The following is a 12,988-nucleotide window of genomic DNA, read 5'->3' as shown; positions in this document are numbered from 1 at the left end:
CTAGACTAATTCGGCTAAAATCGTAAGCCATGTCACTACAAATAGGGCAATACTTAGAAAAACGATACTGCTTCCTATATCTTTTGCTCTGCCTGCCATCTCATTATGCTCTAGTGTTACCAAGTCAACAACTCTCTCAATAGCACTGTTTATACTCTCTGCTATAAGCATTCCCATAAGAGTTATAAACATCAAAATTTTATAAACTAAAATAGCATCTATTAGAACTATTACAGGTAGCAAAAGAGCAGTTACAACAAGCTCAATCTTAAAAGAAGTTTCTGTTTTAAGTAAATCTTTTAATCCATTTAATGCATAACTTGTGTTTTTAAAAAAATTATATTTTGGTTGATTTCTCAAAGATTTTCCTCTATCTGTATAGTTTTTTATTGTAAAGATAATCTAGTGCCACAACAAAAGCAAGAGCATCATCCTCTAGCTCTTTATCATGTTCAATAGGTGTTAAATGAGGACTTTTATCCAGATATGTTTTTGGATTTTTATATAAAAATGTAAGTGCCTCTTGCCCCGGTCTTACAATTGCTACTCTATCATTTGCTCTCAGGGCATAAGATGTATGAAACTGCATCAAAGAGATGTTCTGTTTTTCATCGCTAAAGATAGAGTGCCCCATAATCGGATATTTTAAATCCAAACCTATTAAATCGAGTGCTGTTGCCAGAACATCGGGCTGAGAAGCAATTTTATCATAAATCATAGGTTTTATGCCACTGCCTAAAATAATTGCCGGTATATGAAACATATCAACAGGCACCATATCCTCCCCGTAAACTCTTACATTGTGATCGGCAATAACAACAAAAATTGTATCTTTGTAATACTCCTCTTTTTTGGCAAGCTCAAAAAAGCGACCTATCGCATGGTCTGCATATTTTATAGCATTTTTAACACTGTTTGCAGGGACATCTTTTATCAGTTCAATCTTTTCACACGGAAATTCAAAGGGGGAGTGATTTGATTGTGAGAACATAACAGTTGCAAACTTCTGCCCTTTTACATGTAGCTTCTTAAACTCCTTGTTTGCTTTAACTACCAAGTCCTCATCACAGACTCCCCATGGAGCTACAAATGTAGGGTTCTCAAATTTGCTCTGATCTATAATCTCATCAAATCCGTTTCCTGAGTACCAACCTCTCATATTGTCAAATCTGCTCTCTCCGCCATATATAAAGGATGTATGGTAACCAAAAGGTTTAAGAGCCGAGGCTATTGTGAAAAAATCTTTTTGGGATCTGTTTCGCTTAAGTACTCCTACACCCGGAACTGCCAAATTTCCTGCACTAACTGCTGCAAGTCCTCTTACACTTCTTGTTCCGTTTGAGTATAAATCTTTAAATAAAATAGCCTCTTGGCTAAGAGTGTTAAAGTTTGGCGTTATACCATCTTCACCGCCTACTGCATTTACAAACTGATACCCCATACTCTCTTGAACAAATATTACGAGATTTTTCGGTTTGTCGGTTTTAAAATGGCTTTTTTGAACTCTAGAGAGTGGAGCGGTGTCATCATCAGCTTTTATGTTCAACCTTTTTTTAACTCTCTTAAGTGCCTCTTTCGTATCCATTTTTCCATACTGTTTTACTTCACCGCCTTCATGAACCGCATTGCTGTAGATGGCATAGCCTATACTGTGAAGAGAGTTTTTTGTTATCTCATTTACCATTCTGTTTGTTGTGTACATGGCATCGGATATATTTGCAGGCCTATGTCCGAATGATGAGCGAACACCTATAAAGAGCAGTAGTAAGATAGGTAAAAACATAGCAACTCTTTTTATATATGAAATCTCAAAAATATTTAAAAAATCATCTTTTGCACTTTTTAGGTAGAGATATATAGCTGTTATAATCATGATTAATGCCATAAAGAGTTCTAGTTTATACTCTGCAAATATCATGGCAAAAACCTCTTTTGGATATATCAGATACTCAACAAAGAGATAATTCGGTCTTACATCGTACTGTGCTATAAAAGGAAAAGTTGCGTTTTCTATATATAGTGCAAGTGAGAAAACTACTAAAAAGTAGTATCTTAAAAAAGTACTTGCTATATTTTTGAATTTTGCAGGAGTAAAAGATAGAAGAAGAAGAGGGATAACTAAAAGGATGGAAGCTGTAATCGTATCCATTCTCAAACCGTATATAAATGTGAGCCAATAAGCTACATCGCTGTTTTTAAAATTGTCGAAATATAGGATAAATAAAGATAACCTGCCTATAAAAAATATGGTTATCAAAAGTAAGTAGTACTTAAATAGTTTTTTTAACATGTATATTTTGCCTTTGTCTGTTTTTAGAGTAAAAAAATATAGTTTTTTCATTACATTAATATGAACTTAAAATGAATTTTTGTTCATATTTAAGATTAAAAAAAACTTCATCTTGATTTCATTCCTGTTTCATCTCTTTTTTTTAATATCTCGTAATTTTTTAAAGGACATCACTTATGAAAAAAAATATAACAAACAGGTATAGTTTTATAAATTTGGTTTTTTGGCTTTTTTTAATTATTTCTGCAATTACTAGAACGGTGCTTTTAGTTAAGTCTATTGATATAATAGAACTCTCTTTTACGGAGATAGCAAAAATATATCTGATCGGGGCGTTTTATGATTTTGTAAGTGCCGGCTATCTGGTTATCCCTTTTGTGCTTTATCTCTTTTTTATGCCGCAGAAGTTTTTTAATCATAGTGCTCATCGTTACATAACCTACATGTTTACATATATATTGCTTTTTGGAGCCGTTTTTTTGGCATTTAGCGAATGGTTTTTTTGGGATGAATTTAGTGTTAGATTTAATTTTATTGCAGTTGATTATCTGGTTTATACAAAAGAGGTTATAGGAAATATATGCGAATCTTACCCAATGGGTATATTGCTCAGTGTTATAACTGCTATCTCTGGAGCGATTTTTTATGTTCTTTACAAACTTGGTTATATTGAAGATATTTTAAATAGCAAAAGCAGTATCAAGCAGCGCATAAAACCTGCATTTATCTACCTTTTAGTTCCAATTGTCTCTTTTGCTTCCGTTACCGATGATTTTTCAAAAATCTCCAAAAACCAATACAGCAACGAACTTGCCAAATCCGGTCTATACTCTCTTTTTGCGGCATTTAGAAATAACACTCTTGATTATGATACTTTTTATATAACGGATAAGCAGGAGAGTGTTCTTTCAAATCTAAAAAAGAGTGTTGGTGAGGACGGCTCTACATTTTTAAATTCAAACGATATAACAAGAGAGATAATCAAGTCGGGCGAAGAGAAGGATTATAATGTGATGATGATAGTCGTCGAGAGTCTGAGCGGTAAATTTCTCAAAACTCTCGGTGCAGAAAAAGAGCTTACTCCAAACTTGGATTCTTTGGCAAACGAAAGTCTCTCTTTTACCAATTTTTATTCAACCGGTACACGAACGGTCAGAGGAATGGAAGCCATCACTCTATCGGTGCCGCCTACACCCGGACGCTCAATCGTCAAACGGCCGGATAATCACAACATGTACTCAAGCGGTTTTATATTTCGAAACAAAGGATACGAGACAAAATTTATATACGGCGGACACGGCTATTTTGACAATATGAACGAGTTTTTTTCAAATAATGGATTTGATATTGTAGATAGAGCAGATTTCAGTGATGAAGAAGATACATATCATACCGTCTGGGGAGTTTGCGATGAGGATTTGTTAAACAAGACTTTAAAAGAGGCTGACTCCTCATACAAAGCCCACAAGCCTTTTATGAGCTTTGTCATGACTACGTCAAACCACAGACCTTATGATTATCCCGAGGGGCGTATAGATATACCTTCTCATACGGGAAGAGACGGAGCTGTTAAATATACCGATTATGCTATCGGGGATTTTATAAAAAAAGCCAAAGATAAGCCATGGTTTAAAAATACCGTTTTTGTAATTGTTGCAGACCACTGCTCTACGAGTGCAGGAAAAACAGAAATCCCTCTTGACAAATATCATATTCCGCTAATCATTTATGCGCCTGAGATATTAAAACCTCAAGTTGTCGATAAAGTTTCTAGCCAAATTGATATTATGCCGACTCTCTTTAGTGTGCTAAACTGGTCATATAAAAGCAAGTTTTACGGTAGTGATATTTTAGACTCATCATTTAAAGAACGAGCGTTAATCGGTACCTACCAAAAGCTTGGGTTGTATAAAGAGAATAAGTTGCTTGTCTTGTCTCCTACAAAAAAGATTAAAAGTTATGAGGTAGTTGAACAAGATCTTTACGACACAAAATATAAAGAGATTCAAATAGATAGAAGTCTAGAAGCAGAGATAGTGAGTTATTACCAAGGGGCAAGCACTCTTCATAAAAAAAGGCTAGATAGATATGAGTGTCAATAGGCAAATTATAGTTACAATTTTTTGCCTTTTTGTTCTGTTTTTTCTTTTTGAGTTTACAAATATAGATATATTTGTGCAAGAGTTTTTTTATGATGAGGTTACACAAAAGTGGCTTTTGTCGCATCAAAAAGGAAGTTTGTTAGATACGCTTTTTTATACGGGCATTAAAAAAGTAATTATAGTTTTTGGAGTTTTTATTCTATTTTTGTATTTGTACTCCTTTAAAGATTCCGTACAGGCTTTAAAAGAGTATAGAAGAGGATTGTTGATAGTTTGGTTAAGCATGGTTATGATTCCTCTTATTATAGGTGGTTTAAAATCAGTTTCAAATGTGCCTTGTCCGTGTGACTTTGAACATTTTGGGGGAGAGTACCCATATATAAAAGTCCTCGATGTTATGCCGCAAGAGATTGTAAAAAAATTCAAATGTTATCCTGCAGGTCATGCAAGCGGCGGTTTTGCTCTTATGTCGCTGTTTTTTCTCTTTAAGGAGCAAAAAAACAGGTTCATTGCCTTAGGTATAGCAGTGGCAATCGGCTGGAGTATGGGGGTATACAAAATGTTAATAGGAGATCACTATATGAGCCATACCGTAATAACAATGATGCTTTCATGGGTGTCTATATTGATTATACGAAAAACAATGCAGAGACACTTTTTTACTAATTAATAATACTTTAGTATAATCATAATATTTGCGTGATAAAAGGAGTTAAAAATGATTCGATACATATTCCCCTTTTTACTGTTTTTTCTATTAAGCGGATGTTCTTTAAAAAAAGCAGACGTAGATTTTGACCCGAACTTTAAAACCCAGCAGTTGAAGATGTTTAGCATACTGTATAAAAACAAAGAGGGTTATTACGGTTTGAATGAGAGACGAATACATGATGCGCTTATACATGATATAGAGTCAAAAGGGTATCAAAAAGCATCAAAAGAAGAAGCGGATTTTTATATGACTTTTTTAGTGCAGACAAAAGAAAAAGTTCAACCTGATATAAGTTTTGGTTTCGGTGTAGGTACTTTTTCAAGAAGAAACTTCATAGCTTTGGGAACGGAGCCTGATTTGATTTATGATGAGACTACTCTATTTATCAACAGCGTAGATTCAAAGACGCAAAAAGTATTTTGGAGCTCTTCTTTGGTTGTTGACTCACTTGAATCTAAAACACCCCAAGAGCGCATTGAGTATATAAATAAGGTAGTGGCTATTATGTTAAAAGAGTTTCCAAATTATTTGAATCAGGAGAAAAAATAGAAATTTTATTGCAATATGTCATATTATCTAACTTTGCTTTATAAAAAAAGTTAAGATTGTTAAAAAAGAAAAGCATAGGCTTTTCAAATATACAGGAAAACAGATGATATTGGGTAGATGTCCATACTGCAATAGCGGTAATATCGAGGTAAGAGATAAAGAGATCCGCGGAAAAAAGGTCAAGCTCTATGCATGTACAAATGCACATTGGAAAACGGAAGACGGGGAGATGTTCGAATTAAGAGAGGATGCCTCATGTGAGTTTAGGATTTGGCAGAATAGTCTTGCTAAATATGGAAAGTGGCTTACATATAAAGAAGTGCGCTCTCTTTTAGAGAACGAGACTCTTGAAGTGGAGTTATTAAGCAAAAAGTACGGTAAAAAAATCTACTATAGCAAGCAGATAGTTTTAAATCAAGAGTACGGAGTGAGTATTTTATGGGACTAGGCTGTAGTAAAAAAGAGTAAAAGTAGATAATCTTATATAAAACATAATACTTTAATAAATCTTTTACATTTATTTGTGTATAATCCACATCCGCTTTGCTGTTTTGACATTAAGCTAGAGTATTTTTACCTATATAGTGATGTATAGATAAAAGTATTGGCATGCAAACAGAGATGCTTGCCTAAATGCAGCAAAGATTGGATACCAAAGACAAATAGTGAAGCTTATAAGAGGCTTGTCCCTCTCACCTTTAGGTGTGGCTTTAGTGACTAATACAAAAGGCTGAGAGTTATCTTAGTTTTTTTGTGAGATAAAATAGTATAAGGACTTTCAATGAAAGTAAGAGCTTCAGTTAAGAAGATGTGTGATGATTGTAAAGTTATCAAAAGAAAAGGCATTGTAAGAGTAATCTGCAAAGTTAAAAAACATAAACAGAGACAAGGATAATCATGGCTCGTATTTCTGGTGTTGATTTACCTAAAAAGAAAAGAGTAGAATATGGATTAACATATATCTATGGAATTGGTTTACATGCTTCTCGCAAGATTTTAGATGCGAGTGGTATAGACTATAACAAAAGAGTTTACGAACTGAGCGAAGATGATGTTGCAGCGATCACAAAAGAGATTCGTGCAAATCATATCGTAGAAGGTGATCTTCGTAAGCAAGTAGCAATGGACATTAAAGCACTTATGGATTTAGGTTCATACAGAGGTCTTCGTCACCGCCGTGGTCTTCCATGTCGTGGTCAAAAAACTAAGACAAATGCGCGTACTCGTAAGGGCAAGCGTAAAACTGTCGGCGCAGCGTAAGGATTATACAGATGGCAAAAAGAAAAGCTGTTAGAAAAAAAGTAGTAAAGAAAAATATTGCACGCGGTATATGTCATATCTCTGCATCATTTAACAATACTCTTGTAACTATCACAGATGAAATGGGAAATATGATCGCATGGAGTTCAGCTGGTAGTCTTGGTTTTAAAGGTAGCAAAAAATCTACTCCGTTTGCAGCACAAGCAGCTGTTGAAGCAGCAGTAGAAAAAGCACAAGTGCATGGAATTAAAGAACTTGGTATTAAAGTTCAAGGTCCAGGTTCAGGTCGTGAAACTGCAACAAAAGCAGTTGGTTCTATCGAAGGAATTCGTGTTACATTTATGAAAGATGTTACACCACTACCACACAATGGTTGTCGCGCACCTAAGCGCCGTAGAGTTTAAGGAGATTACTGATGGCAAGATATAGAGGTCCAGTAGAAAAAATCGAAAGAAGATTTGGAGTTAGCCTTAACCTAAAAGGGGAGCGTCGTTTAGCAGGTAAGTCTGCATTAGAAAAACGCCCATATGCTCCAGGTCAACATGGTCAGCGTCGTAAAAAAGTATCTGAGTACGGTTTACAGTTAAATGAAAAGCAAAAAGCAAAATTCATGTACGGTGTTTCTGAGAAGCAGTTCCGCGCACTATTCGTTGAAGCTAAAAGAAGAGAAGGCAATACAGGTACAAACCTTGTTACTTTGATCGAGCAGAGACTAGACAATGTTGTTTACAGAATGGGATTTGCAACAACTCGTCGTTTTGCACGCCAGCTTGTAACACACGGTCACATTTTGGTAGATGGAAAGAAACTTGATATTCCTTCATACCGTGTAAAACCGGGACAAAAAGTTGAAGTTCGCCAGAGCAGCAAAAACAACTCTCAAATTGTTCGTGCCCTAGAGCTTACAAATCAAACTGGCTTGGCTCCATGGGTTGATATCGATGCTGATAAAAAATTCGGTATTTTTACTCGTTTACCTGAGCGTGAAGAAGTTGTTATACCTGTAGAAGAGCGTTTAATCGTCGAGCTTTACTCGAAATAATAGTTAAAAATATAAAAGGCGTAAGAGACATGAAAAAGATTAAAACTACTCCACTTGCTCCTCAAGAGTTTGAGGTAGAGCAGATTAGTGAGAATGAAGCCAATATAATGGCGTATCCGTTTGAGACTGGGTATGCTATCTCTTTGGCTCATCCACTTCGCCGTTTTTTGTTAAGTAGCTCAGTTGGTTATGCTCCAATAGCTATTAAGATTGAAGGTGCTAAACACGAGTTTGATTCAGTACGCGGTATGCTTGAAGATATTTCAGATTTTATTTTAAATCTTAAAGAGATTCGCTTTAAGCTGCTTAATGATGTTACAGAAGCAGAAATTAGCTACAGTTTTGCTGGTCCTTGTACTATTAAAGGAAGTGACCTTACAAATAACGAAGTTGAAGTAGTAACGCCAGAGGCTCACCTTGCTACTTTAAACGAAGACTCTTCACTTAATTTTAGTATTAGAATGGCGAAGGGAATTGGTTATGTAGCTAGTGAAGACACTTATGATGTACTTGAAGAGGGTTATATTGCACTTGATGCTTATTTTACTCCTGTTCGCAGTGCGACTTATAAGATTGAGAATGTGCTTGTAGAAGATAATCCTAACTTTGAGAGAGTGATTTTAAACATAAGAACAGATGGGCAAATCACTCCACTTGACGCGTTTAGAAATTCACTTGAAGTTATGTACGCACAATTAGCAGTATTTAACAGTGAAATAAGTGTTAAATCTCCAGCTACAATAGAAAGAGCTGAAGAGAGTCCTGATCTTAAAAAACTAACTATGCATATCGATAACTTAGGTTTAAGTGCGAGAAGTTTTAACTGTCTGGATCGTTCAAACATTAAACTAATAGGTGAGATAGCATTGATGAGCACAAATGATCTTAAAAATGTTAAAAACCTAGGTAAAAAGTCATATGATGAGATTGTTGAAAAACTTCAAGAATTCGGCTATGAAGTTGGTGGCGATCTTTCAGATGAAGTTATTAGTGGATTAAAAAAGAAAATAGAAGCTTTATAAGCTGTTAAAAGAGGAATTATAGATGAGACATCGTCATGGATACCGTAAACTAGGTCGTACAAGCTCACACCGTGCAGCTTTACTTAAAAACCTAAGTATTTCGTTAATTGAACATGGTAAAATTGAAACTACTGTTATGAAAGCAAAAGAACTTCGTTCTTATGTTGAAAAACTTATCACTATTGCTGGTAAGGGTGATTCTAATGCTCACAAAGCAGTATTTGCGGCGCTTCAAAGTAAAGAAGCAACAAAAACTCTAGTAAATGAGATAGCTCCTAAGTATGTTGATCGTGCAGGTGGTTATACAAGAATTACTAGAACTCGTATTCGCCGTGGTGACGCTACGACTATGGCATTTATTGAATTAGTATAATTTATACAAAACAAGTGTTCAAGACCTCTCGGTCTTGTCGCTGCTCCTCAATATTTCCACATCCTAAACTACTTAAATTATAAAAGTGAGACATTATGAGTAATTTCGCATTTGGAACTTATAGAATAAGTGATATAAATCCGCAACATATTCAAGCCCTAAAAGAGGCTATAGAATCCGGTATAACAATGATAGACACATCTTCAAACTATATGGATGGCGGAGCAGAACGCGCAATTGCAACCGCTTTTAGAGAGTTAGATGAAGATAAAAGAGATGAGATAGAGATTATTAGCAAATTCGGCTATATACAAGGAGCAAATCTTAAAGCCTATAAAGAGAATCCTTTAAGAATTAGAAATAGTGATGAAATTGTAAAGTATAGTGAGGAGTGTTATCACTCTATATCAAAATCTTTTATGCGTGATGAGTTAAAAGCTTCTCTAGAGCGTTTAGAGATGCAGAAGATTGATTGCTATTTGATTCACAATCCGGAGTACTATATTTTTGATGCAATCAACAGAGGCATTAGCAAAGATGAAAGACTCGATGAGATGTATAGAAGAGTTCAGAATGCTTTTGTAGGGCTTGAAGAAGAGGTTAAAAGCGGAACAATCGGCTCTTACGGGATAAGCTCTAACAGTTTTTCACTTGAACAATCAGATGATGAATTTTTGCCGTATGAAGATCTTATTACATTGGCAGAGAATGCAGCAGAGATAGCCGGAAATAAAACACACAGCTTTACAACCATAGAACTTCCTATCAATATTTTAGAAAGAGAAGGGCTTAAATGCGCATCTTGGGCGAAAAAGAGTGGATTAAGGGTTTTGGCAAACAGACCTCTTAATGCAAAGTATAACAATATGATGTTTCGTTTAGCCGATTATGATGAGAGCAGGGACTATTATCATCATCTTAATGAGTTAATGGAAGTCTGCGATAATGAAAAATTAAGACCTTTGTATAATCTTTTAGAACAACTTGATGCTACTAAACACAAGTATGGATGGATTGGAGATTATGATGTTTTTTTATTTACTCAGATAATACCTCATTTGAAAAAAACTTTAGAAAAGGTTGATGAAGAAAATAGCGAGACAATGCTTATTTTTATTGATCTGTTTCTTACAGAATACAGAAAAATGGTTGCATTTGAGTGCTCAAAAAAGACAAGAGAGCAGTTAAAAGAGTTTTTTAAAGAGTGTAACAGTACAATGCAAGAGTGTGTAATTAGGTTTTTAATGCAACAGGAAAGTATTGATTATATATTGGTGGGAATGAGAAAACCTACATATATCCACGAAATTCTTTCGTTAAAAAAATAAATAATCTTTTTTATTACTTGTTAAGCAATATTTGCATATCTTATGAATACAATAATATAAATATAACTTTAAAGGATGGATATGATTCCATTTACAGATGAAGAGCTAATGGCTCCAGTGAAAAATGCAATAGAAAAAATTCGTCCCTCCCTTGCTTTGGATGGCGGAGATATAAAATTTTTAACTGTTAGAAATTCAAAAGTATATGTACAGCTTAGAGGGGCATGTGTAGGATGTGCCAGTAGCGGAACAACTCTAAAATACGGTGTGGAGAGACAACTCAAGATTGAAATTCATCCGGAAATAACAGTTATAAATGTACCAATTGGTATGGAAAACGAGATAGATAAATTATAAAGAAGTATAAAATGGGAATAAGTAAATATAAAACATTATCACAGGCTAAAGAAAGTTTCTCTAAATCAGATTATAAAAATGCATTAGAGAAGTTTGCCGCGGTTTTGCAAAACTTTCCTAACTCAAAAGAGGCTTACAACGGTGTTATACTGGCAGAGATGGCGTTAAGCGGAGAAGGTGGAGCAGAAGCTCTTTTTGACTATTATGAGATTTTAAAAGAGGAAGACAAAGAGCAGGCGGACACTATAATGAGTGATATTTTGCAAAACATGGACGGCTCAATGGAAAAGTTAAGAGAAGTTTTTGCAGAGCCTATCCGTGATAAAATAGAACTTGAAGATGGAATTCTTTATAAAGATTTTAAAGCTTTAATTGATAGCAATGAGAGTTTTAAAGAGACTTTTGAAAATATTATGTTCTCAACAAAAGTGATTATTACGGAAAAAGAGGATTTTATTGATTTTTTGGAAAATCTTATAGAGCACGGTTTTGCTGAAATGGCACTCTCATATCTTGAAAATGCTTTAAGTGTTTATCCGAGTGACACACTTCTTAGAAAACTGCTTAAAAAACTAGCAGAGGAAAAAACAATTGAAAATTGAGCTTAGCGATGAAGCGTTTAGATATATAACAGAAAATTCAAAAGAGTGTGATAAAGAGACAGCTTTTGTGCTGAGTGCCCAAAACGAAAAATATCTCCAAGATGTAAAAGATAATGGAGCACATTCGATTATAAGTATAAAAGATGTTGCAAACTTATTTGGAATCGATAAGATAAAAATCGTCGGAATAACCGGAACAAACGGTAAAACGACAACGGCGAGCGCGATTTACTCATTTTTGCTTGATTTAGGTTATAAAACAGCCATGCAGGGAACTCGCGGCTTTTTTATGAATGACAAAATAGTAGAAGGTAAGAGTCTTACAACGCCATCAGTGCTCAATACCTACAAACATATTTATCAGGCTGTTGCGGCAGGGTGTGAATTTTTTATAATGGAAGTAAGCTCACATGCTATTGCTCAAAAAAGGATAGAAGGTCTTAATTTTGAGTTGAAAATTTTAACAAATATTACGCAAGACCATTTAGACTATCATAAAACAATAGGTGAATATATAGCTGTAAAAAACAGTTTTTTTGAAGATGAAGGAAAAAAGCTTATAAATAAAGATGAAAAAAAAGCAGCATTTAATTTTAAAAACGCCTTTACTTACGGTATAGAAAATCCTTCGACATACAGACTTATGGCATACTCTCTTAATAATGCGACAAGCGGGATAATACAACATTTTCAAGAGATTGTTCCTTTTACGGCATCTCTGCACGGATTTTTCAATCTTTACAATCTTATGGCAGCTATTGCGGCAACACATATCTTAACTGGAAAAAAACTTGAAGAGATCGCTGAGGTTGTTGATAATTTTGCCGGAGTAAGCGGTCGAATGGAGCAGGTAAGTGAAGAACCAAATGTTATAGTTGATTTTGCACATACGCCTGACGGAATACAACAGGTGCTTAATGCGCTTAAAGAGAAAGAGCTTTTAGTGGTTTTTGGAGCAGGCGGGGATAGGGACAGAACAAAACGCCCTATAATGGGAAAAGTTGCTGCAAGTTTGGCAAAAAAACTCTATATTACAAGCGATAACCCAAGAAATGAAGATCCTCAAAATATAGTAGATGATATTTTAGAGGGCATAGAAGATAGAAGTATCGTAAGTGTTGAACTCAACAGAAAAAAGGCTATTGAGATGGCGCTTAATGAACAAAAAGATGATGAAGTAGTTGTTATACTTGGAAAAGGTGATGAAACATATCAGATTATATATGATAAGCAATTTCCCTTTGATGACAGAGAAGTGGTCAGGGAACTGCTGAAACAAAAAGATACTTCCAAGGTAATTTAATACTTAAATATAGAGATTAATTATGCGTATAATGAATTCTATGTTTAT

16 protein-coding genes are annotated in these 12,988 nt (G+C 34.8%); 14 read left to right on the top strand and 2 right to left on the bottom strand.

Annotated elements, in window-relative coordinates; genetic code table 11:
• Positions 1 to 360 (bottom strand): diacylglycerol kinase, encoded by a 360-nt coding sequence (locus CVO_RS08225; protein ID WP_159571529.1) that lies wholly within the window; start codon positions 358 to 360, stop codon positions 1 to 3.
• 10 nt (positions 361 to 370) lie between these two features.
• Positions 371 to 2,341 carry an LTA synthase family protein gene (locus tag CVO_RS08220; RefSeq protein WP_241690961.1) on the bottom strand — a complete coding sequence of 657 codons (1,971 nt, stop codon included), beginning with the start codon at positions 2,339 to 2,341 and terminating at the stop codon, positions 371 to 373.
• A 125-nt stretch (positions 2,342 to 2,466) separates the two neighbouring features.
• Between CVO_RS08220 and CVO_RS08215 the strand changes: the two genes are divergently transcribed.
• From CVO_RS08215 to CVO_RS08150, 14 genes are all read left to right on the top strand, one after another.
• Positions 2,467 to 4,392, top strand: a complete 1,926-nt coding sequence (locus CVO_RS08215) for an LTA synthase family protein (protein ID WP_159571526.1) — start codon at positions 2,467 to 2,469, stop codon at positions 4,390 to 4,392.
• 73 nt (positions 4,393 to 4,465) lie between these two features.
• Positions 4,466 to 5,062 (top strand): phosphatase PAP2 family protein, encoded by a 597-nt coding sequence (locus CVO_RS08210; RefSeq protein ID WP_241690960.1) that lies wholly within the window; start codon positions 4,466 to 4,468, stop codon positions 5,060 to 5,062.
• A gap of 48 nt (positions 5,063 to 5,110) precedes the next feature.
• On the top strand, positions 5,111 to 5,653 hold the full coding sequence (locus CVO_RS08205; RefSeq protein WP_159571520.1) for a DUF4136 domain-containing protein: 543 nt from the start codon (positions 5,111 to 5,113) through the stop codon (positions 5,651 to 5,653).
• Positions 5,654 to 5,756: 103 nt separating this feature from the next.
• Positions 5,757 to 6,101, top strand: a complete 345-nt coding sequence (locus tag CVO_RS08200) for a hypothetical protein (RefSeq protein WP_159571517.1) — start codon at positions 5,757 to 5,759, stop codon at positions 6,099 to 6,101.
• A 333-nt stretch (positions 6,102 to 6,434) separates the two neighbouring features.
• The gene (rpmJ, locus tag CVO_RS08195) at positions 6,435 to 6,548 is read left to right on the top strand and encodes a 50S ribosomal protein L36 (protein WP_008338806.1); all 114 of its coding nucleotides are present in this window, start codon (positions 6,435 to 6,437) and stop codon (positions 6,546 to 6,548) included.
• Between the two features lie 2 nt (positions 6,549 to 6,550).
• Positions 6,551 to 6,913 carry a 30S ribosomal protein S13 gene (rpsM, locus tag CVO_RS08190; RefSeq protein WP_152298682.1) on the top strand — a complete coding sequence of 121 codons (363 nt, stop codon included), beginning with the start codon at positions 6,551 to 6,553 and terminating at the stop codon, positions 6,911 to 6,913.
• An 11-nt stretch (positions 6,914 to 6,924) separates the two neighbouring features.
• On the top strand, positions 6,925 to 7,317 hold the full coding sequence (gene rpsK / locus CVO_RS08185) for a 30S ribosomal protein S11 (RefSeq protein WP_137011643.1): 393 nt from the start codon (positions 6,925 to 6,927) through the stop codon (positions 7,315 to 7,317).
• Between the two features lie 11 nt (positions 7,318 to 7,328).
• Positions 7,329 to 7,955, top strand: coding sequence for a 30S ribosomal protein S4 (gene rpsD, locus CVO_RS08180; protein ID WP_152298683.1), 627 nt, complete (start codon positions 7,329 to 7,331; stop codon positions 7,953 to 7,955).
• Positions 7,956 to 7,984: 29 nt separating this feature from the next.
• Entirely contained in the window at positions 7,985 to 8,977 is a 993-nt protein-coding gene (locus CVO_RS08175) for a DNA-directed RNA polymerase subunit alpha (RefSeq protein WP_159571514.1), read from the top strand.
• Between the two features lie 22 nt (positions 8,978 to 8,999).
• Positions 9,000 to 9,350, top strand: a complete 351-nt coding sequence (gene rplQ / locus CVO_RS08170) for a 50S ribosomal protein L17 (RefSeq protein WP_159571511.1) — start codon at positions 9,000 to 9,002, stop codon at positions 9,348 to 9,350.
• A gap of 95 nt (positions 9,351 to 9,445) precedes the next feature.
• Entirely contained in the window at positions 9,446 to 10,678 is a 1,233-nt protein-coding gene (locus tag CVO_RS08165; RefSeq protein ID WP_159571508.1) for an aldo/keto reductase, read from the top strand.
• Between the two features lie 81 nt (positions 10,679 to 10,759).
• On the top strand, positions 10,760 to 11,035 hold the full coding sequence (locus CVO_RS08160; RefSeq protein WP_152298687.1) for a NifU family protein: 276 nt from the start codon (positions 10,760 to 10,762) through the stop codon (positions 11,033 to 11,035).
• 11 nt (positions 11,036 to 11,046) lie between these two features.
• A complete protein-coding gene (locus tag CVO_RS08155) occupies positions 11,047 to 11,637 on the top strand; it encodes a hypothetical protein (RefSeq protein ID WP_152298688.1) in 591 nt (196 codons plus the stop codon).
• The gene (locus CVO_RS08150; RefSeq protein WP_159571505.1) at positions 11,627 to 12,940 is read left to right on the top strand and encodes a UDP-N-acetylmuramoyl-L-alanyl-D-glutamate--2,6-diaminopimelate ligase; all 1,314 of its coding nucleotides are present in this window, start codon (positions 11,627 to 11,629) and stop codon (positions 12,938 to 12,940) included. The genes CVO_RS08155 and CVO_RS08150 overlap by 11 nt, the downstream gene beginning before the upstream one ends.
• Positions 12,941 to 12,988 lie beyond the last annotated feature (48 nt).

Origin of the sequence: Sulfurimonas sp. CVO, assembly GCF_009883775.1 — a bacterium.
In the GTDB taxonomy this organism is placed as follows: Bacteria; Campylobacterota; Campylobacteria; order Campylobacterales; family Sulfurimonadaceae; genus Sulfurimonas; species Sulfurimonas xiamenensis.
The sequence above is the reverse complement of the archived record's forward strand: the minus strand, read 5'-3'. Positions and strand labels throughout refer to the sequence as shown.